This window comes from Luteimonas yanweni, from assembly GCF_039548475.1.
In the GTDB taxonomy this organism is placed as follows: Bacteria; Pseudomonadota; Gammaproteobacteria; order Xanthomonadales; family Xanthomonadaceae; genus Luteimonas.
The window spans coordinates 140,634-160,959 of sequence record NZ_JBCLVC010000013.1 but is presented as its reverse complement, the minus strand read 5'-3'; the positions used below and the strand labels follow the sequence as shown (position 1 = coordinate 160,959).

Here is a 20,326-nt window from a genome sequence, read left to right as displayed (position 1 = left end):
TCAGCCGTTCCAGACCTGGTCGGACGCCTTCTTGGGCTGCGCCGCGGCCCGCACCCGGCCCCAGAACGCGACCAGCAGGCCAAGCAGCACCACCACGGCGGCCGCGATGGCCAGCGTCACCGGGCTGATCGAAGACAGTGCGGGGCCCTGCGGCCTGCGCGGGGGCAGCGGCGGCGCCTCGGCGAACTTCACCGTGACTTTGTTGATGTCGATGAGGCCGGGCACGGCGTCCTTGATCAGGAGCTTGATGTCGGCCTCGCGATCGCGGGCGCTGGTACCGGCCTGTTCGAAGATCGCGACCGATGCCGACGAGTCCTGGCTTGAGCCGCCCAACGGGTCGCGCTCGGCCAGGGTCACGTGCACGCGCGCATCGACCACGCCCGGGAAGCGGCTGAGGGTGTCGGCGAGTTCCTGCTGCAGGCTGCACTGTTCGCGCCCCCGCTCCTCGGTGGACGACGACGCGAAGCCCTCTTTCTTGAACACGTCGCAGGTGTTTGCGAACTGGGCGCGCGGCAGGCCGTGCGCGCCGAGCAGCTGCATCGCGTACGGGAAGTCGGACGCCGCGACGCGCACCTCCCAGCCCACCTTCGATGGCGAAGGATTCTTGTCGGCATCGATGCCCGACGCGATCAGCACCCCCATGATCTGGTTGGCCTGGTCCTCGTCGAGCTGGCTGTAGAGCGGCTTGCCGCCGCATGCGGCGAGCAATGCCGCCGCCGCCAGCGCGAACAGGGCCGCGCGAAGCGGCCGCAGCCGTTGATGGAACTTCATGGACTGCTCCCCCCGGTCAGGACTGCTGCCTGAACAGCTGCGAGATGCCGTCCGAAGTGCGGTTCGCGACGTTCGAGGTCAGCTCGGCCTGGAACAGGAACTGATGGCACTTCATGGTCATCTCCATCATCTGCCCGGGCGTGAGCTCGGCGATGTTGCCGCTCATGCTCTGCGACAGGGCATTGATGTTCTCCGCACCGGCGTTGAGGTTGTTGATGGCCCCGATAAGCGCGCGCGTACCCTCGGACGGCTGCGCCGGCGTGAGATCCACCGGTGCCGCCTGCTGCTGCGGCGAGACGCCGCCGCTGCGTTCGAGAGCGGCCGCGAAATCGCGGATGTCGTATGGCGTGGCCTGCTGGCCCCCGGCACCGCCGGCGCCCTGCATGCCGGCCTGGCCGGCCATCGCCGGGTCCATGGCCGCCACCTGGATGGCTTCGATCATGTCGTCCTCCCGCGCTTGCGCGCTTAGTTGCGCTTGCCGAGCGTCTCGAGCGCCTGGCCCACGCTGTTCTGCGAGGTCGCGGCGTTGTTGGACATGAACTGCATCTTCAGGCTCGCCGCGGTCAGCTGGACCATGTCCGAAGGCTGGTCGCTGCCGCTGCTGATGTTGGCCGACATGTCGGTGATGACGGAGGCCTGCGAATCGAGTGTCTGCCCCCATGCGCGCGACATGGCCTCGTACCAGCTGCCGCGGTCTCCGGCGGACGAGCCGCCGCGGATGCCGGCACCGCCGTTCGCGGCCGCTCCGGCGATGAACTGGCCCAGGCCGGGCGCTCCTGCACTGATGTTGGTCATGATGGTTCTCTCCTTTCCCTTTCGGTCTTGTGGCTGGTGGTGCCGCGGGCCCCTGGCCTGCGGCGGGTCTCACATCCGCATCGGCCTTGCGTCGCTGCGGACGTTTGAAAAATCCTCGGCTTCTCGCTCGTCCCCTTTCGCCGCCGCCTCGACCTTGAGCCGTTCGAGGTTGCCATCCGGGAGCAGCACGTGAGCGCTGTTGTCGGTGATCGACACCAGGGTGCCGATGCCGGGAAGTTCGGCGCCGACCAGGTAGCGATCCCCCTTGCCCGACACCACGTGCGGGTCGTCGCCGCGCACGATCGCGGCGACGCGGATGCGCGCCGGCGCGGCCGGCGCCACCGGCTGCCGACGGCTGGCGACGGCGCGCTCGGACACGTTGACCGGGATGACGCGGACCACGCCATTCACTTCGCGCATCGCGCGTGAGAACGACGCGGCCTGGAGCGCCGCCTCGTCCTCGAAGGCGCCGCGGACCTCGACGTCGCCGTTGCCCAGGTAGCGGGTGTGCGCGCTGATGCCCTGGCCGCGCAGGATCTCGGCGACGTCGCCGGCGATGTCGTCACCGGTGCGCAGCTCGAGCCGCGCATCGATGCCGTCGTCGGCGATGCGGCGCGCGATGCGCTCGCGGGTCGCTGCGTCGGGCACGGTTCCGGACAGCACCAGGCGGCCCTGAAGGTCGGTGGCGGCCTGGCCGCCGTCGATGCCGTACTCGGGCACCAGGCGTTGCAGCTGTTCACGCGGATCGGGCGCCTGTTCGCGCTGCGGCATGACCGTGGCGAAGATCGCCAGGGACACCAGCGACAGCACCGCGACCGCCGCCACCGCGGGAAGCCGGCGCAGCCATGGGCGGTTCGCAGGCTCCGGCGCCGCGCGCGGCCCGAACCCGCCCGGGACCAGCCGCTCCCAGCCGCCATCGTCCGCCGCGCCGAAGGCGATCGCGGCTTCGCCGATGCCGACGCGCTGCACGCGACCGAGCTCGACCGGATCGCCGGGATGGACCATCGCCGCGCCTACGTGCAGCGGCGCGTCCAGCGCGCGCAGCGAGAAGCGGCCGTCGATGAAACTCAGCAGCGCGTGGCGCGCGGCGACCCCGGCATCGGCCAGCACCATGTCGCAGTCTTCGCCACTGCCGATGAGGATCATTTCGCCGCCGGCAAGGTCGCGCTCGGCGCCGGCGTGCAGGCCCGAAACCACGCGCAGCACGATGCCGCGGTCTTCCGGTGCCTCCGTGTCCCTGCCTTTGCCAGTACCGCCCATGCCAACCTCCTGATGCCTTGAATCCTGCAGCTGCTTCGTTACCCCGTGGTGAAGCCTGCCCGGGTCACGCGTTGACCTGTCCCGCCTGCACGATGCGCAGGTCGGGCGCGAGTTCCTGGTACGACAGCACCGGGACCTCGAAGAAATCGACTTCCATCAGCTTGCGCAGGTGCCTGCGCACGTCCAGAGAACACAGCAGCGCCGGGCGCACGCCCACGGCCTGCCGCGACAGGTGCGCGCGCACCTCGCTGCCCAGGCGCGCGGCCAGCTCCGGCGAGATCGCGAGCTGGCTGGCGCCGCCGGCCACGCGTACCGACTGGCGCAGCTTGTCCTCAAGTTCGGGGTGGATCAGCAGCACGTGGAGCGTGCGCTCGGCGTCCGCGTTGCGCTCGGCGATCTCGCGCTTGAGCGCGACCCGCACGTACTCGGTCAGGAGCACCACGTCCTTCTCGCGGCCGCCGACGTCGGTGATTGCCTCGAACACGTCGCGCAGGTTGCGGATCGGCACGCCCTCTTCGGCGAGCCGGCGCAGCACGTCGGCCACCCGCTGCGGTGCGACCACGCGCAGCATTTCCTTGACCAGGTCCGGGTAGTCGCGCTGCATCCGCGCGAACAGGTTGGCGGTTTCCTGGATTCCGATGAAGCCGCCCAGCCTGCGCTGCAACGCGCTGCGCGCATGCGTCGCGAGGAGGTCCTCCGCGTCAAGCGCGCCGTCGGTCCCGGGCGCGACCCATTCGCCGGCCAGCGCCGGGAAGAACCCGGGCTGGCGGCCGCCGTCGCCGGCTGCCGTCGCCTGGCGGAAGGCGGCGTCGGTGCGCAGCTGCCCGGATGCCAGGCGTGCACCGAAGGCGCTCAGCCGGTAGCCGCCTTCACCCAGCCCGCCAACCAGGCGCAGCTTCGGCGCCGGCACGGGCACGCCGAACTCGTCGCGCATGCCCTGCGCCATCGCTTTCACCCGCGACAGCAGCGCGTCCTGCATGGGAGCGAGGTCCGGCGACAGGTCCAGCTGCAGCGGCGCGGGCGGGGCGAGATCGTCGACCTGGGCCGGGAGATCGGCCTCGGCGACTTCGCCCTCCGGCACCCGGAACGCGCGGCGCAGCATCTGGAAGCCATGCCGGTAGCGCCATGCGCTCATCCCCAGCAGGCTGACCCCCAGCACAAGGAACACCAGCTTCGGGAAGCCGGGCACGAGCATCATCAGCAGCGCCAGGATGCCGGTGATCAGCATCACCCGCGGCTGGCCGCTGACCTGGCGGCCGATGGCGGCGCCGAGGTGCTTGTCGTCCACCTCGCCGGTGGTGCGGGTGACCACGAGCCCCGCGGCGATGGTGGCGAGGATGGCGGGGATCTGCGAAACCAGGCCGTCGCCGATGGTCAGGATGCTGTAGGTGCGGGTGGCGTCGCCCAGCGCCATGTCGCGCTGCATGACGCCGATCGCCAGGCCGCCCAGCAGGTTGATGATGATGATGACGATGCCGGCGATGGCATCACCCTTGACGAATTTCATCGCGCCGTCGAGCGCGCCGTGCAGCTGGCTTTCGCTCTCCAGCAAGCGCCGCTTGCTGCGGGCCTCGTCCTTGTCGATCAGCCCCGAGCGCAGGTCGGAGTCGATCGAAAGCTGCTTGCCGGGCATGGCGTCGAGGGTGAAGCGCGCCGAAACCTCGGCCACGCGCTCGGCGCCCTTGGCGATGACGATGAACTGGACCACGGTGATGATCAGGAACACCACCAGGCCGACCACCAGGTTGCCACCGGCGACCAGGGCGCCGAAGGTCTCCACGATGTGGCCGCCTTCGGCATCGAGCAGGATCGAGCGGGTGATCGCGATCGACAGCGCCAGCCGGAACAGCGTGGTCAGCAGCAGCACGCTGGGGAAGCTCGAGAACGCCACCGGCGTGGGGATGTAGATCGCCAGCAGCAGCAGGCCGAAGCCGATGGAGATGTTGACCGCGACCAGCGCATCGATCACCACCAGCGGCAACGGCAGGATCATCACGCTGATGATCAGCACCGCGGCGACGGCAAGGACGATGTCGCTGTAACCAAGCCGCGCGCGCTTGGTGTTGGCCGGTGCCGCGAAGAGGTTCTGGATCAGCGCGCGCATGACGTTCCGGCGCTCACGCGACAGGCCGGGACGGTGGCGATGCCACTCCCCTGCGATGCCGCTTCCACGTGATCTGCCTTGCGCATCGAGCACTGACCTCATGCGTCACTTTGTGGCAAATTACGATAGTCTCGTTGCAAGCGCAATCAAGGAAAGTTTCACCCGGTCGCTTCCGGCGACCAATCGGCAAAGTTTCCCGGAGGTGGACGCAGGCTGCTGTAATCGAAGGGAAATTTTGCGGTAACAAATGGCAACGTGACGGTCGTCGCATTCATCCGGAACCGGCGTCCACGTTCTCCCGGACCAGCACATCGTCGGAAGTGAGTTCGGTGACGAAGTTCACGCTTTGCCCACTGACGCCCACGGTAAACACGCGACCGGAGCGCGTCTTCATCAACACCAGCCGTTCACGCGGACCCAGCGGAACAATCTGCAGGATCGCAAGCGGCGCATCGGGACCGGTCAGCCCGTGGCGGCGCCGGACCAGGCGCAGCACGAGCAGCAGGCCGATGATGATGAAAGCCAGGGGCAGGAGGATGGCGAGCAGTTCCGCGGCGAACGATGTCGTGGCCGGCGCATCGGATTCGGCCCCGGCCGACATCGCGGTGCCACTTGCGAGGGACAGGATGGTGGTAATGGCAATCAGGGATCGCTTGGACATGGGGAAACGCACTCGCCTTGAAAGTCGCGCGGACGGCGCGCCGGCAGCCTACCGCAGCGGGGCTGCGGCGCGCATCGCGCAGGTCGCTGCGTGACGCCTGCGAAGGGGACGGTCGCTGCGCGTACGCGGCCACGCGCCGACGACGGCGCCGCGGTGGCGGCGATGTTGCATGCGATCCCCTTTCCCTGCGCCGCGTTCGCCCGCGGCTGCGGGACGCTCGTGGCGGCGAACGCCGGCTACCGCGACGCCTTCTCCGGCCTGGCGGGGCACGAGGACCGCACCCGGCTGCTGGCGGCGCTCGCCGGCGACGATGACGATGACGGCGATGCGGCCAGCGCGCCGCGCGAGGTCAACGCCCCGCACAGCAACCGCTGGTATGCGCTGCACTGGGGCGCGGCCACGATCGATGGCGCGGAGCTCGACCTGCTCACCGCGGTCGACATCAGCGCACGCATCGAAGCACTTGATTCGCACAAGAGCCAGCAGGAAAAGCTGCTGTTCACCTCGCGGCTGATGTCGGTCGGCGAGATGGCCGCCACCCTGGCGCACGAACTCAACCAGCCGCTGGCGGCGATCGTGAACTACTTGAACGGCAGCCTGCGCCTGGTGGCCCAGGCCGGCGGCCCGGTGCAGGTCGAGCGCGCCCTGGTCGCGGCGCGCACCCAGGCCGAGCATGCCGCGGCGGTGATTTCCCGGGTGCGCGAATTCGTGCGCGCGCGCGAGCCGCGCCGCGACGCCCACGACGTTCTCGAGATCACCCACACCGTGGTCGAGCTGCTGCGCCTGGAGGCCGAGCGCCTGCAGCTGCGCATCGAGCTGGCGCTCGCACCCGGCCTGCCCGCGGTCTACGCCGACCGGGTGATGGTGGAGCAGGTGCTGTTGAACCTGGTCAAGAACGCGATCGAGGCCATGCGCGAGGTGCCGGCGCAGAGCCGCGGCCTGCGCATCGAGGGCCGCGTGAACCTGGACGGCGAGGTCGAGGTGCGCGTCTGCGACCGCGGCGAAGGCCTGAGCGAAGAGCAGGGCGCGCAGCTGTTCTCGCCCTTCTTCACCACCAAGAGCGACGGCCTGGGCATCGGCCTGGCGATCTGCCGCTCGATCATCGAATACCACGAAGGGCGGCTGTTCTTCGAGCCGCGCCAGGGCGGCGGCAGCATGTTCGGCTTCACCCTGCCGCCCGCGGAAGGGAGGGGATAGGCAATGACGGTGACACGGGTCTACCTGGTCGACGACAACGATGGCTTTCGCGATTCGACCGCGTGGCTGCTGGAGACCGCGGGCTTCGAGGTCGAAGCCTTTGCTTCCGGGCCGGCGTTCCTGGAAGCCTATGCAGGCGATCGCCACGGCGACGCCAGCGAATGCCTGGTCTCGGACATGCGCATGCCGGGCATGAGCGGCCTGCAGCTGCAGGAAGAGCTCATCCGTCGCGGCATCAAGCTGCCGCTGGTCTTCGTGACCGCGCACGGCGACGTGCCGCTGGCGGTCGAGGCGATGCGCAAGGGCGCGGCCAACTTCCTGGAGAAGCCATTCTCCGAAGAGGCGCTGGTGGACGCGCTGCGCACCGCCCTGGCCCATGCGCGCAACCGTGCGGCGGGCGGCGGCATGGCCAATGAACTGCTGGCCAAGCTGAGCCCGCGCGAGCGCCAGGTGCTCGACCTGGTGGTGGCAAGCAAGCCGAACAAGATCATCGCCGACATCCTCGGCATCAGCATCAAGACCGTTGAACTGCACAGGGCCAACATGATGAGCAAGCTGGGTGTCCGCTCGCTGCCGGAGCTGATGAAGGTGGCCCTTGGCCACGGCTGAGCGCGGCGCGCGCAAGGCGCGCGCGCGGCGGACGGCACAGCCCGTGTCCGCGGCACCCGGGGCCCGGTCCGTGCGTGGCGTGCTGCCGGCCATGGACGCGGCGGCCTGCGAGGCCCTGCGCGGATTCTTCTCCGCGCCGCGCTGGTGGCTGCTGGGAGACGGTGCCGCGATCCAGGCCGCGCCGGGGACCCCCCCGCCGGCGAGCTTCCTGATCGATGCCGAAGGCACGCGGCTGGCATTGCACGTGGACGGTCCTGCAACCGCCGGCGACGATGACGCGCGGCTGCGCTGGAGCGACCAGGCCGGGCGCGCGCGCATCCTCGCCTGGAGCCTGGCCCACGAAACCACGCTGCGCCGCCTGAGCGAATGGCTGGGTGTGTCCATGCTGCCCGCGCTTGACGGCAGCGACGGCACCGACGGAGGCGATGCCACCGGGGCGCCGGCGCTGTGGCTGCGGGTGCACATCGACGACGAACCCGGCGACGGCGAACAGGGCGATGCCGTCCACGACGGCGATGGCGGCGACCCGCCGGCTGCGGCATCGCCGCCAGTAGCGGCCACGACCGCGTGGCTGCGGGTGCCGATCGCCTGGCTGCGTCCACTCGCGGCGCGCGCCGAGCCACCCTACGAGCACGACCCGCCGCCCGACGCCGGCCGCTGGCGCGCGCTGCAGGCGCCGGTCTCCCTGCTGCTTCCGGTCACCGTCCCGATGCGCGACTGGCGCGCGCTGCGCCCCGGCGATGTGCTCATCGCCGGTCGCCGCGGGCGACCGCCCGCCTGCGTGGCCCGCGCGGCTGGCCGGGACTGGCCGCTGGCACCCGCACCCACCGGCTGGACCGTGCACGCCCAGCCCGTCCCCACCCCCACCTTCAGAGAGGATCCACCGATGGACGAGAACGAGCAGGGCGCCGGTACGCCGTCCGAAGCGCCCCCACCCGCCGCGGACCCCGCGCGCAGCCTGCCGGTACAGGTGGAATTCGAACTCGGCCGCACCACGATGAGCGTGGGCGAGCTGGCCGACCTGCAGCCGGGCTACGTGTTCGCACTGGGCGCGGTGGTTGAAGGCAACAACGTCACCATCCGCGCCAACGGCCGCGAGGCCGGCCGCGGCGAACTGGTCGCCGTGGGCGACACCCTCGGCGTGCGCCTGCTGTCCTGGAGCTGAGGAATGGATTTCACCACCTTCTCGCCGGCGGTCGTCCTCGTCACCGTCGTCTTCATCGCGCTGGCGCCATTCGTGGCGGTGATGGTGACCTCGTTCACCAAGATCGTGGTGGTGCTGAGCCTGCTGCGCAACGCCCTGGGCCTGCAGCAGGTGCCGCCCAACGTCGTGATCAACGGCTTGGCGATCGTGCTGTCGGCGTACGTGATGTCACCGGTCCTGTTCGATACCCAGGCCGCGGTCTCCGCCTACCTGTCCGGGCAGCCGCCGCCGCCGCAGATCCAGGCGCAGATCGAGGCCCGCGCGGAGGCCCGCGCCGAGCGCATCGCCGCGCGCCAGCCGAAGCAGCCGCTTTTCCCGGCCACGGACGGCGCGGGCGGCGCGGGCGGCCAGGACGCCGACCCGCCGCCGGCCAGCCCGGCGGCGGCCGACGCCCTGCGCGCCGAGGCCGAAGCCCGGGCCGCGGGCGGGACCGCTCCGGTCGACCCCGGCCCGCGGGCCCCTGCGCGCGCGCCCCTGTTCGCGAACGTGGGCAACGGCGTGGATCCGCCGCCCGATGCCGCGGCCGATGGGGCCAGCCCCGGCGCCGATGGGGACGGACCGGTGGTGATCAGCGCCACGGGCGCCCCACGCCCGCCGACGCCCGCCGGCGACGTGCCGATGGACGCCGCGCGCATGCTCGGCATCTTCGAGGCGGGCAAGGAACCGCTGCGCGGCTTCCTCATCCACCATTCCAACGATGGCGAACGCGCCTTCTTCCTGCGCAGCGCGCAGCGCCTGCTGCCCGCCGACCGCCGCGACGACCTCGACGTCGACGACTTCATCGTGGTGATCCCGGCATTCACCGTCAGCGAGCTCACCACCGCCTTCCAGATCGGCTTCCTGATCTTCCTGCCCTTCCTGATCATCGACCTGGTGGTGGCCAACATCCTGCTGGCGCTGGGCATGATGATGCTCTCGCCCACCACCATCTCGCTGCCGTTCAAGCTGCTGCTGTTCGTGCTGGTGGACGGCTGGGCCAAGCTGGTCCACGGCCTGGTGCTGACCTACGGGGGCGGATGACGTGAACGAGGTCCTGGAGCTCACCAAGGAGGGGCTGTTCCTGGTCATGCTGCTGTCGGGCCCGCCGATCGCGGCCGCCGCTCTGGTCGGGCTGGTGATCGCCTTCCTGCAGGCGGCAACGCAGCTGCAGGAGCAGACGTTCGCCTACGCCTGCAAGTTCCTGGCAATCGTGCTGATGCTGTTCCTCACGGCGGCGCTGATCGGCGGCTCGCTGTACAACTACACCGAGCGCATCTTCCGCGACTTCCCGGGCCTGGTGCGCAAGTAGGCCATGTTCGACCTGCTCGGCAATCCGCTGCTGGCGCTCGCGCTGGTGCTGCCGCGCGTCATCGGCGCGTTCCTGATGCTGCCGCTGATGACCCGCGAGACCGTGCCTGCGATGGTACGCAACAGCTTCATGGTCAGCCTCGGCATCATCGTGCTGCCGATGGCGCTGGCCGGACTGCCGATGGAAAACCTGGGCGCGATCGAGTGGCCGCTGATCGTGCTCAAGGAGGTGTTCATCGGAGTCTCGATCGGTTTCTGCTTCGGCATCGTGTTCTGGGCCGTGGCCGCCGTCGGCAGCGTGATCGACACCCAGGTGGGCATGTCGATGGCGCAGGTGTTCGATCCCATCCAGGGCCACCAGGTCACCCTGCACGGCGAGTTCCTGTCGCAGCTTGCGACCTGGCTGTTCATGGCCAGCGGGGCATTCCTGGTGTTCCTCGACCTGCTGATGGGCAGCTACGTGCTGTGGCCGGTGACCTCGCACTTCCCCGACCTGCCCGCTGCCGGGATGAACCTGTTCGTGGGCCAGTTCAATTTCATGATGACCACGGTGCTGGTGCTGGCCGCGCCGGTGATGGTGATCCTGCTCATCATCGATCTGTCGTTCGGCCTGGTGAACCGGTACGCACCGCAGCTCAACGTGTTCGCGCTCACGCTGCCGATCAAGGCCTGGCTGGCGACCGCGCTGATCCTGCTGCTGCTGGGCGTGTACGTGGAGATCGTGCTGCAGCGCCTGGGCAGCAACCGCCACCTGCTGCGCGTGCTGGAGCAGGCGCTGGGCTGAGCCTCATTCGCCGCGGCGGATGCCCTCGGCCCAGAACAGCACCTCGGCCACCGCGTCGAAGAACTCGGTGGCGATGTAGTCGTCGACCTCGACCTTCTCGTTCAGGCCGCGCGCCAAGGGGACGTTCTGCAGGATCGGCACGCCGGCTTCTTCCGCGACCCGTTTGATCTCCTCGGCCTGGTGGCCTTCGCCCTTGGCCACGACCACCGGCAGGTCGGTGTCCCCGGCTTCGAAGCGCAGCGCGACCGCGATATGGGTTGGATTGGTCACGACGACGTTCGACCCCCGGACGGAATTGAGCATGTTCTGCTGCGACCATTCCTGGTGCAACTGCTTGCGGCGCTGCTTCACGTACGGGTCGCCTTCGTTCTCCTTGACCTCCTGCTTGATGTCGCGGCGGCTCATGCGCAGCTGCTTGAGGTAGGAGTACTTCTGGTACCAGGCGTCGAGCACCGAGACGAAGAAGAACACGCCGATGGTCCAGATGCCGATCCGCAGCAGGCCGTGCCAGATCGCGGTACCCATCGCGGCGGGCGGGGCGTGCGGCAGCATCAGCAGGCTGTGGCGCATGCCGTAGAGCACCACGCCGCCGATGAACAGCAGCGCGATGCTCTTGAAGAAGGCCTTGACCAGCTCGACCAGGTTGTCCATCGAGAACATCTTCTTGATGCCCTCGACCGGGTTCATCGGCGCCATGTCCGGGGTGAGCTTCTTCATGCTGACCACCGGACCGACCTGCAGGAATTCGACCACCACGCCCAGGAACAGCGCCAGCAGCAGCAGCGGCACGCTCAGCGCGATCAGGGTCCAGAAGGCATGGATGCCGAGCGCGGGCGCAGCCTCGAGGAACGGCGTGCCGACCGCGTCGAGGCTGGCATCGAACAGCGCGCGCAGCCGGTCCCACATGAAGCCGAGCAGGATCCAGCCCCCCAGCAGCCAGCCCAGCACGAGCACGGTGCTGGTCAACTCCTTGCTCTTGCTGACGTTGGCGTCCCGGCGCGCGTCGCGGAGCTTCTTCTGGGTCGGTTGTTCGGTCCTGTCGGCGCCTTCGTCCTTCGCCATCTCGTCCTCCGCGATGCCCGCGAACGCTAGCATGGCCTCCGCTGCAGGCGCGTCCACCCGCAAAGGCAGCTGAACGGAATCGCCGGACTAGGGTTCCCCCGAGGTGGCAAGCAGGCCCCGTGGCGATAGAGTCCTCCCATCGCCCCGAATCCCCTTTCCAGGTCCTGCAGCGCCCCATGAGCACCATCGGTCCCGACTCCCACATCAACCTCGCGTCCAGCCTGCACCGGATCGACGGGCAGCTGGACGACCTGCGTCGCCAGCAGGGCGGGGACACGCACGAGGCCCAGGGCGGCCGTCCGGTCGCGGACGCCGAGGCGGCACCGGCACCACTGGCCGATGCCGGCGAACGCATGCTCGCGGCCCCGGCCTGGGAGACCACCGGCGGGCGCATGCTGGCCGGCGACCTGGGCCTGGAGTCCCGGCTGGGCGCCATGCCGCTGGCCCAGGCGGCGGAAAGCGCCGTGGATTCGGTGCTCGACGCATTCGGCTGAGCCCGACGGGCGCCCGGCTGCCGCAGCCGCGATAATGCCGCGGCCATGACCGATTTCCTTCCTTCCCCCGAGGCCCTGCGCACGGCCGCCGACCGGCTGGTGTCCGCGCTGGGCGCGCACTCCGATCCCGAATACCGGCTCGCCGTGCTCAAGCGCCTGGTGCGCCGCCTTGGCGAAGAACAGTACCCGCTGTTCCTGCGCCTGGTCGGCGTGGTGGCCGAGAGCGACGACGAACGCGCACAGCGCCTGCTGGCGGAAACCTTCGGCGTCGCGCTGCGGCGGATGGACCTCCCCGGCGGCGCGCTCAGCTCATGGGGCGCCACCGGCCTGCCCGACCACGGCGCACCGGTAGCCGCCAGCGCGCTGTCGGGGCATTTCTTCGGGGCCACGCCCCGACGCATGCTCGGGCCCGTGGAGTACCTGGTGGTCTGGCACCTGCAGCGCACCCAGCGCACCGCGCTGTCCGCCGAGGGCTTCCGCAGCAGCCTTGCGCGGATGATCGCCATGTTCAACCGCAGCGAGGACGCGCGCACGCTGTATCCACAAAAGCTCGCCGCCGATGCCCAGAACGAGCTGGAAGGCGCCTACACGCGCGCCACCCGCGACAAGCTGTCGGCGATCGCCGCCGCATGGGCGGCCGGGGAGCCGCCCGAACGCGTGGCCGACGTCGCGACCGATGCCCCCGCGACAACCGCCCACGGCTGGATCGTCCGCGACCTGTGACGGAGCAGGCTTGCCGCCGGCGCCCGGCGGTGGCCAAGATGCGCCATCCCGGGGAGAGGGAAGCGAAACCCATGCCGATGCCATCGATGCTGCGGTCGCTGCTGGTCGCCACGGCGGTGGCGGGCCTGCTGGCAGCCTGCCGCCCCGCGCCCACCGACGTGCAGGTTGCCGCAGGCAGCGACCTCAGCCGGCCCGCACTCGCGGTCGAGGTCCTGGCCGGCCACATGCGCACGGGCGACTTCGCCGCCTTCGCCCGTGACGCGGTGCCGCCCGCGCTGCATGCGCAGCTCGGCCTCGCCTGGCGCACGGGGCACACCCGCTGGCCCCTGGATGAGCTGCCGTTTGCCGAACACCTGCCGACCGTGTTGGGCACGCTGGCGGCGCCGGACGCCGAGCGCACGCTGGCGGCCGACTTCGAGCGCCAGATTGCGGGCTCGGAGCGCGAATTGCGCGCCGCAGCGGCCACGATGGGCATGTTCGGTGTCCAGTACGTGGAACACCAGGGCGATTTCAGCGAGGACGAACGCGACCATTACGCGCAGCTCGTGACCGCGGTGGCGCAATGGGCCGCCACCGCACCGCTCGCCGACCGCAGCCTGGCCCGGGCCGCGATCCCGCGGCTGGTGGCTGCGGCCCGCGCCGCCGGCCCGACCACCGCCGACGGCATGGCCGAGGCGGGCATGGAGGCATCGTTGCAGCGACTCGGCGCCTTCTCCGTCACCGCCACGGACGTGCTGGCGGGGTACGGCCTGGACCTCGATGCCGCGCTGGACAGCGCCCGGGCTTCGCTGCAGGTCCAGCAGGGCGACCGGGCCACGGTGCGCCTGCGCTACAGCCTGGCCGGCAGCCCCGTCGACACCGTGATCAGCGTGGAACGCATCGACGGCCGCTGGTACCTGAGCGACTACCTGGCCCATGCTCGCGAAGCCGTGCGGTCCGCCGGGCTGCCGGCCACGCCGCCCGCGTCCCTGCCGGATTCCCCGCCCGCGCCCCAGCCGGGACCGGGCGCGCCCGCGGGACCCGTGGCCGCGCCATGAGCCCGCCGCCCGGTCGGCCCCGGCGGGCCGCGGGCGTGGCTTGGGCATAATGTCGACGATGCCAACCCAGCCTTCCCTGTTTGAACCCGGCCCCGCGACTGGCGCGCCAGCACGCGCGGCGCGGCGTCCCCGACCCTGGTGGGCGCGCCTGCTCGGTCGCCTGCTGGCGCCCTGGATCGGCCTGAGCATCGAGCCGCAGGGACCGGCCGAAGGTGTGGACGGCCGCCAGGTCTGCTACGTGCTCGAGGACTACGGCCTGTCCAACGCCCTGATCCTGGACCGCGCCTGCCGCGAAGCCGGGCTGCCTTCGCCGCTGGTGCCGCTGCCCGGGGACCTGCTGGGCCGCAAGCGCGCCTACGTGGCGCTGTCGCGCCGCAATGCGGGCAGTACGTTGGCCCTGGCGACCCAGATCGCCACGCAGCGCAAGCCGGGAAAGAAGAAGAGCCACTCCGACTCGCTGGCGCGCCTGCTGGAGGCCCACCACGAGGATCCCGCGCTGGACGTGCAGCTGGTGCCGGTGTCGATCTTCGTCGGCCGCGCGCCGGACAAGAACAGCGGCTGGTTCTCGGTGCTGTTCTCCGAGAACTGGGCGATCGTCGGACGCTTCCGCCGCCTGCTGGCGATCCTGCTCAACGGCCGCGACACCCTGGTCCGCTTCGCGCCGCCGGTGGCCGTGCGCGCCATCGTCGCCGAGGGCCTGGAGCCGGAGCGCGAGGTGCGCAAGCTGTCGCGCCTGCTGCGCACCCACTTCAACCGCATCCGCGCCGCCGTCATCGGCCCCGACCTGTCGACCCGGCGCCTGCTGGTGGACAAGGTGCTGTCGTCGGGCCCCGTGCGCGAGGCCATCGCCGACCAGGCCCGGCGCGAGGGCAGCGACCCCGCCAAGGGCCAGGCGGAGGCCTGGAAGAAGGCCCACGGCTACGCCTACGAGATAGCGGCCGACTATTCGCACCCCGTGGTGCGCTCGGCCAGCTTCCTGCTGACCACGGTCTGGAACCGGATCTTCCGCGGCGTCCTGGTCCACCACCTTGACCAGCTCAAGGCCGTGGCCCCCGGCAATGAAATCGTCTACGTGCCCTGCCACCGCAGCCACATGGACTACCTGCTGCTGTCGTACCTGCTCTATACGCGCGGCATCGTGCCGCCGCACATCGCGGCCGGCATCAACCTCAACCTGCCGGTGATCGGCACCATCCTGCGCAAGGGTGGCGCGTTCTTCATCCGCCGCAGCTTCCGCGGCAATGCGCTGTATTCGGCGGTGTTCACCGAATACGTGGCACAGCTGGTCTCAGGCGGCTATTCGATCGAGTACTTCATCGAGGGCGGGCGCTCGCGCACCGGGCGCCTGCTGCAGCCCAAGGGCGGCATGGTGGCGATGACCGTGCGCGCCTTCGTGCGTCAGCCCACGCGTCCGGTGCTGTTCCAGCCGGTGTACATCGGCTACGAGAAGCTGATGGAGGGCAACAGCTACCTCGACGAACTCTCCGGCAAGCCCAAGGAAGGCGAATCGATCTGGGCCCTGCTGTGGGGCATCCCGAAGGTGCTGCGCCAGAACTACGGCCAGGTGGTGGTGAACTTCGGCGAGCCGATCGCGTTGGCCGACGTGCTGGCCGAGCACGCGGCCGACTGGGACGGCAGGCCGCTGTCCGACGAGGACAAGCCGCAGTGGCTGGCGGCCACGGTCGACGCCACCGCGCAGCGCATCCAGGAGCGCGTCAACAGCGCCGCCGACGTCAACCCGATCAACCTGCTTGCGCTGGCCCTGCTGTCCACGCCCAAGCACGCCATGGGCGAGGGCGACCTGACCGCGCAGATCGTGCTGTCGAAGAAGCTGCTGGCCGAAGTGCCCTACAGCCCGCTGGTGACCGTGACCCCGCACTCGCCCGCGCAGATCATCGCCCACGGCGAGGAGATCGGCGTGCTGCACCGCGTGTCGCACCCGCTGGGCGACGTGCTGCGCGTGGATGGCGACACCGCGGTGCTGCTCTCGTACTTCCGCAACAACGTGGTCCACCTGTTCACTCCATCGGCATGGATCGCCTGCTGCTTCCTGCACAACCGGCGCATGGCGCGCGAAACCCTGCTGCGCATCGGCCGCGGCATGTACCCCTTCCTGCAGGGCGAGTTGTTCCTGCCCTGGGACGAGGGCGGATTCTCCGCGCGCATCGACGCCACCATCGACCTGTTCGTGCGCGAAGGGCTGCTGGAGCGGGTCAGCGAGGACGACGGCGGCATCCTCGCCCGCCACGCCGGCCAGTCCGACGAGGTGTTCCGCCTGCGTGCGATCGGCCACCCGCTGCAGCAGGCCTTCGAGCGCTACTACATCGCGATCTCGGTGCTGGCCAAGAACGGCTCCGGGGCACTCGGCGCCGGCGAACTGGAAAGCCTGTGCCAGCTCGCGGCGCAGCGCCTGAGCCTGCTGTACGCGCCGGCGGCGCCGGAGTTCTTCGACAAGGCGCTGTTCCGCGGCTTCATCCAGAAGCTGCGTGAAATGGGGCTGGTGAAGCTGGACCAGAACAGCAAGCTCGCCTTCGACGAACGCCTGGCTTCGTTCGCGCGCGACGCCAAGCTGATCCTCGGCCGCGAGCTGCGGCACACCATCGAGAAGATCAGCCCCGAAGCGGTCCGGGAAGGAGAGGCCCCGGCCGCGCAAGCGGGCTGATGTCCGGACTGCAACGCGATCCGCGCCCGCGGGCAGCTGCGCATGCGACCGGTCGACGGGCCGCCCTCAGGCGGGCTCGTCGGGGATCAGCGCCGACTCCATGCGCTCGATGCAGTCCCTGAGCCACAGCTTCTGCTTCTTCAGGCGCTTGACCACCAGCTCGTCCGCTTCCGGATCCAGCTGCAGCCGCGAGATCGCGGCATCCAGGTCGCGATGTTCCGCCTTCAGCACCGCGAGGCGCTGGGCGATCCGACTCTGCTCGGGCGGGTCCGGTGAATGCATGCCCCGCGAGGTTACACGCTGGCCGTGGGCGGCGCCGGTAGAATGTGCGGTCCATGAGCATCGTCCTTCCACTCGCCGAGCCCGCGCCCCGCGTCCGCCATCCCGCGCACGACGCCCGGCGGCTGGGCGCGCGCCTGCGCCACCAGGTCGGTCGCGCGATCGCCGACTTCGGCATGATCGAAGCCGGCGACAGGGTGATGGTGTGCCTGTCCGGCGGAAAGGACAGCTACGCGATGCTCGACGTCCTGCTGCAGCTGCAGAAGAAGGCGCCGGTCGCGTTCTCGATCACCGCGGTCAACCTCGACCAGAAGCAGCCCGGCTTCCCGGAGCACGTGCTCCCGGACTACCTGCGCGCGCTCGGCGTGGACTTCCACATCATCGAGCAGGACACCTATTCGGTGGTCTCGCGCGTGGTGCCCGAAGGCAAGACCATGTGCTCGCTGTGCTCGCGCCTGCGCCGCGGGGCGCTGTATGCCCACGCCGCCGGACACGGCTACACGAAGATCGCGCTCGGCCACCACTGCGACGACATGGTGGCGACGTTCTTCCTCAACATGTTCTTCCACGCCAAGCTCAGCGGGATGCCGCCGAAGCTGCTCAGCGACGATGGCCGGCACGTGGTGATCCGCCCGCTGGCCTACGTGCGCGAGGACGATATCGCCGCGTACGCGGAAGCGAAGGCGTTCCCGATCATTCCCTGCACCCTCTGCGGCTCGCAGGAGAACCTGCAGCGCAAGCAGGTGCAGCGGATGATGCGCGATTGGGATCGCGAAACGCCCGGGCGCGTTGAACAGATCGCGCGTGCGCTGGGCGACGTCCGGCCTTCGCAGCTGGCCGACCCCAGGCTGTTCGACTTCCCCGGCCTCGGCCGGGACATGGCGGCGCCGGCCCCCGCGACCCGCGGCTGGCTGCCCGACGGACCTCCGGACGCATCCGGCACCGGCAACGCGTCCTGATGTCCAACTCCCGCATATCCCGACCCGCATCCGCGGGCCGCCGCCGCGTCGCCTGCGACCCGGCACGCGCATCCTGACTCCCCCATCGACCACGGCACCCATTCCCCATGTTCTTCCGCAACCTGACCCTGTTCCGCTTCCCCACGTCGCTCGACCTCGAGGGGCTCGAAGAGGCGCTCGCAACGCACCCGCTCAAGCCCGTCGGCCCGCTTGAACTGTCCTCGAGCGGCTTCGTGCCCGCGCTCGGCCGCGAATCCGAGGCCTACAGCCATCGCATCAGCGACGCCGCCTGGGTCGCGGTCGGCGGCGAAGACCGGCTGCTTCCCGGCGCCGTGGTCAACGACATGCTGGCGCGCAAGCTCGACGAAGCCGAGGAACGCGAAGGCCGCCGCCCGGGTGGCCGCGCGCGCAAGCGCATGAAGGACGAGCTGATCCACGAGCTGCTGCCGCGCGCCTTCGTCCGGCCGTCGCGCACCGACGCGCTGCTCGACCTCAAGCACGGGCTGTGCATCGTCGACACCTCCTCGCGCAAGAATGCCGAGGCGGTGGTGTCCGCGCTGCGCCAGGCGCTGGGCAGCTTCCCGGCGCTGCCGGCAAATGCCGAGGTCGCGCCGCGCAGCGTGCTGACCGGATGGATCGCGGGCGAACCGCTGCCGGAAGGCCTGTCGCTGGGCGAGGAGTGCGAGCTCAAGGACGGCAACGACACCGGCGCGATCGTGAAGTGCCAGCGCCAGGACCTGGGCAGTGACGAGATCAGCCACCACCTCGAGGCCGGCAAACAGGTCACGAAGCTGGCGCTGGTGCTCGATGACCACGTCTCGTTTGTGCTCGGCGAAGACCTGGTGCTGCGCAAGCTCAAGTTCCTCGACGGCGCGGTCGACCAGATCGAAAGCGGCGACCGAGACGACCTGCGCGCCGAACTCGATGCGCGCTTCATGCTGATGTCGGCCGAAGTGCGGCGCCTGTTCGAGATCCTCGAGCCGGCGCTGAAACTGTCGCGCGTCGACGCCTGAACGCGGAGCCCACGCGCTGCGCGGACGCACATCGCGTGCGCGCGCGCCGGTAGAATCAACGCATGTCGTCCCTGCTCCGCCTGCTGCTCACGAAGTCCCCGGCACCGGGCACCCGCAACATCCAGCGCGACACCGTCGCGCTGGCGATGGACGACGGCAGCGAGGTGGCGGTGCTGCGCGTGCGCGATCCCCGCGCGCGCAGGCTGCGGCTGTCGGTCGACGAGCGCGGCGCCCGCCTGACCCTGCCTCCACGCGCCAGCACCGTGTCCGGCGATCGCTTCCTCGCACTGCACCGCGACTGGCTGCTGGCGCAGCTGCGCGCGCACGCCATCGACGACATCGTGGCGCCGCTCGAGCGCGGCGCCACGCCGGCGTTGCCGCTGCGCGGCGAGATGGTGCCGCTCCGCTGGGAGGCGGGCCGCTATGCCTGCGTCGTACGCGACGGTGACGGCCTGGTGTTCCGCCACACCGGCCGCGGCGGCGACGACGCGCTGCGCCGCGCCCTGCGCGATTTCTACGAAGGCGAGGCCCGCGCCGACATCGGCGCCTGGCTGCCGCGCTACCTGCCGGGGCTTCCGCGCGCGCCGGCACGCATCCGCCTGCGCGCGATGTCCTCGCAGTGGGGCTCGCTGGCGCCCGACGGCACGCTCGCGCTCGACCTGGCCCTGGTGCTGGGCCGGCCGGCCGCGTTCGAATACGTGCTGGTGCATGAGCTCTGCCACTTGGTGCACGCCGACCACTCCCCGGCGTTCTGGGCCGAGGTCGAGGCCCGCTGTCCCGACTGGCGCCTCGAGCGCGACTGGTTCCGTGAGCACGGCCGGCGCCTCAAGGCGATGCTGAGGGTGCTGTCCGGTCCACCCGGCTGACATCGTTGTACGGATCAGGCCACACGTCGGCACGTCCGGAGCGAGTCCATGCAACACCCCCTGCGTCCCGCACTGCTGGCCGGCCTGGTCCTCCTGGCCAGCGGCTGCGAGAAGGCCGCCGACGCCGCGGCCGAGGCCGCGATCGAGCGCGCCACGGGCAAGCAGATGGAGGTCGACCGCGACGGCAGCCGGCTGCACGTGCGCGCCGGCGATGAAACGCTGGCCATCGCCGCCGGCGCCGGCGTCGCACTGCCGGCCGACTTCCCCGGCGACGTCTTCCTGCCGGCAAGCTACGGCATCAACAGCGTGATGGACGTCGGCGGCGCCCGCCTGGTGAACCTGGAGTCGCAGGGCTCGTTGACGGCGATGTTCGAGGCCGCGCGCGCCGACATGGAGCGCAAGGGCTGGTCACGGACGTTGGCGATGCAGCAGGCCGACAGCGCCATGCTCGGCTTCAGCGACGGCACGCGCGAAGCCACCTACACCTTCGCCAGCCGGACCGGCGGACAGCTGCTGGTCGGCATCCAGTTGCGCGACAGCGCGGCGTTGCAGTAGCCCG

22 protein-coding genes are annotated in these 20,326 nt (G+C 70.3%); 14 read left to right on the top strand and 8 right to left on the bottom strand.

The window, feature by feature from the left end:
- The 6 genes from WCE39_RS09130 to WCE39_RS09105 form a co-directional block, all read right to left on the bottom strand.
- Positions 1–771 (bottom strand): hypothetical protein, encoded by a 771-nt coding sequence (locus tag WCE39_RS09130; RefSeq protein WP_343276373.1) that lies wholly within the window; start codon positions 769–771, stop codon positions 1–3.
- Between the two features lie 16 nt (positions 772–787).
- Complete coding sequence (locus tag WCE39_RS09125) at positions 788–1,213, bottom strand: hypothetical protein (protein ID WP_343276372.1); 426 nt, start codon at positions 1,211–1,213, stop codon at positions 788–790.
- A gap of 23 nt (positions 1,214–1,236) precedes the next feature.
- Positions 1,237–1,566 carry a hypothetical protein gene (locus tag WCE39_RS09120; protein ID WP_343254466.1) on the bottom strand — a complete coding sequence of 110 codons (330 nt, stop codon included), beginning with the start codon at positions 1,564–1,566 and terminating at the stop codon, positions 1,237–1,239.
- Positions 1,567–1,635: 69 nt separating this feature from the next.
- Complete coding sequence (locus tag WCE39_RS09115; protein WP_343276371.1) at positions 1,636–2,826, bottom strand: FHA domain-containing protein; 1,191 nt, start codon at positions 2,824–2,826, stop codon at positions 1,636–1,638.
- Between the two features lie 64 nt (positions 2,827–2,890).
- The gene (gene sctV, locus WCE39_RS09110) at positions 2,891–4,930 is read right to left on the bottom strand and encodes a type III secretion system export apparatus subunit SctV (protein ID WP_343276370.1); all 2,040 of its coding nucleotides are present in this window, start codon (positions 4,928–4,930) and stop codon (positions 2,891–2,893) included.
- A gap of 271 nt (positions 4,931–5,201) precedes the next feature.
- The gene (locus tag WCE39_RS09105) at positions 5,202–5,591 is read right to left on the bottom strand and encodes a flagellar biosynthetic protein FliO (RefSeq protein WP_343276369.1); all 390 of its coding nucleotides are present in this window, start codon (positions 5,589–5,591) and stop codon (positions 5,202–5,204) included.
- A 90-nt stretch (positions 5,592–5,681) separates the two neighbouring features.
- On the opposite strand from WCE39_RS09105, the gene WCE39_RS09100 reads away from it, so the two are divergent.
- From WCE39_RS09100 to sctT, 6 genes are all read left to right on the top strand, one after another.
- Positions 5,682–6,788, top strand: coding sequence for a sensor histidine kinase (locus tag WCE39_RS09100; RefSeq protein ID WP_343276368.1), 1,107 nt, complete (start codon positions 5,682–5,684; stop codon positions 6,786–6,788).
- Between the two features lie 3 nt (positions 6,789–6,791).
- Complete coding sequence (locus tag WCE39_RS09095) at positions 6,792–7,397, top strand: response regulator transcription factor (protein WP_343276367.1); 606 nt, start codon at positions 6,792–6,794, stop codon at positions 7,395–7,397.
- A gap of 70 nt (positions 7,398–7,467) precedes the next feature.
- The gene (sctQ, locus tag WCE39_RS09090) at positions 7,468–8,562 is read left to right on the top strand and encodes a type III secretion system cytoplasmic ring protein SctQ (RefSeq protein ID WP_343276366.1); all 1,095 of its coding nucleotides are present in this window, start codon (positions 7,468–7,470) and stop codon (positions 8,560–8,562) included.
- A 3-nt stretch (positions 8,563–8,565) separates the two neighbouring features.
- Positions 8,566–9,621, top strand: a complete 1,056-nt coding sequence (locus WCE39_RS09085; protein WP_343276365.1) for an EscR/YscR/HrcR family type III secretion system export apparatus protein — start codon at positions 8,566–8,568, stop codon at positions 9,619–9,621.
- A 1-nt stretch (position 9,622) separates the two neighbouring features.
- The gene (sctS, locus tag WCE39_RS09080) at positions 9,623–9,889 is read left to right on the top strand and encodes a type III secretion system export apparatus subunit SctS (protein WP_343276364.1); all 267 of its coding nucleotides are present in this window, start codon (positions 9,623–9,625) and stop codon (positions 9,887–9,889) included.
- Between the two features lie 3 nt (positions 9,890–9,892).
- Complete coding sequence (gene sctT / locus WCE39_RS09075; RefSeq protein ID WP_343276363.1) at positions 9,893–10,672, top strand: type III secretion system export apparatus subunit SctT; 780 nt, start codon at positions 9,893–9,895, stop codon at positions 10,670–10,672.
- Positions 10,673–10,675: 3 nt separating this feature from the next.
- Here sctT and sctU read toward each other — a convergent pair whose 3' ends face one another.
- The gene (gene sctU, locus WCE39_RS09070) at positions 10,676–11,767 is read right to left on the bottom strand and encodes a type III secretion system export apparatus subunit SctU (RefSeq protein ID WP_343276362.1); all 1,092 of its coding nucleotides are present in this window, start codon (positions 11,765–11,767) and stop codon (positions 10,676–10,678) included.
- Positions 11,768–11,910: 143 nt separating this feature from the next.
- On the opposite strand from sctU, the gene WCE39_RS09065 reads away from it, so the two are divergent.
- From WCE39_RS09065 to plsB, 4 genes are all read left to right on the top strand, one after another.
- Positions 11,911–12,228 (top strand): hypothetical protein, encoded by a 318-nt coding sequence (locus tag WCE39_RS09065; RefSeq protein ID WP_343276361.1) that lies wholly within the window; start codon positions 11,911–11,913, stop codon positions 12,226–12,228.
- Positions 12,229–12,273: 45 nt separating this feature from the next.
- Complete coding sequence (locus WCE39_RS09060; protein ID WP_343276360.1) at positions 12,274–12,951, top strand: hypothetical protein; 678 nt, start codon at positions 12,274–12,276, stop codon at positions 12,949–12,951.
- A 71-nt stretch (positions 12,952–13,022) separates the two neighbouring features.
- On the top strand, positions 13,023–13,988 hold the full coding sequence (locus WCE39_RS09055; protein ID WP_343276359.1) for a hypothetical protein: 966 nt from the start codon (positions 13,023–13,025) through the stop codon (positions 13,986–13,988).
- A gap of 49 nt (positions 13,989–14,037) precedes the next feature.
- Positions 14,038–16,650, top strand: a complete 2,613-nt coding sequence (gene plsB / locus WCE39_RS09050; protein ID WP_452299575.1) for a glycerol-3-phosphate 1-O-acyltransferase PlsB — start codon at positions 14,038–14,040, stop codon at positions 16,648–16,650.
- A 66-nt stretch (positions 16,651–16,716) separates the two neighbouring features.
- Here plsB and WCE39_RS09045 read toward each other — a convergent pair whose 3' ends face one another.
- Entirely contained in the window at positions 16,717–16,932 is a 216-nt protein-coding gene (locus WCE39_RS09045) for a YdcH family protein (RefSeq protein ID WP_343276358.1), read from the bottom strand.
- A 53-nt stretch (positions 16,933–16,985) separates the two neighbouring features.
- Between WCE39_RS09045 and ttcA the strand changes: the two genes are divergently transcribed.
- From ttcA to WCE39_RS09025, 4 genes are all read left to right on the top strand, one after another.
- Entirely contained in the window at positions 16,986–17,888 is a 903-nt protein-coding gene (ttcA, locus tag WCE39_RS09040) for a tRNA 2-thiocytidine(32) synthetase TtcA (protein WP_343276357.1), read from the top strand.
- 107 nt (positions 17,889–17,995) lie between these two features.
- Positions 17,996–18,901 (top strand): recombination-associated protein RdgC, encoded by a 906-nt coding sequence (locus tag WCE39_RS09035; protein WP_343276356.1) that lies wholly within the window; start codon positions 17,996–17,998, stop codon positions 18,899–18,901.
- Positions 18,902–18,963: 62 nt separating this feature from the next.
- Positions 18,964–19,767 carry a YgjP family zinc-dependent metalloprotease gene (locus tag WCE39_RS09030; protein ID WP_343276355.1) on the top strand — a complete coding sequence of 268 codons (804 nt, stop codon included), beginning with the start codon at positions 18,964–18,966 and terminating at the stop codon, positions 19,765–19,767.
- A gap of 48 nt (positions 19,768–19,815) precedes the next feature.
- Positions 19,816–20,322 carry a hypothetical protein gene (locus tag WCE39_RS09025; RefSeq protein ID WP_343276354.1) on the top strand — a complete coding sequence of 169 codons (507 nt, stop codon included), beginning with the start codon at positions 19,816–19,818 and terminating at the stop codon, positions 20,320–20,322.
- Positions 20,323–20,326 lie beyond the last annotated feature (4 nt).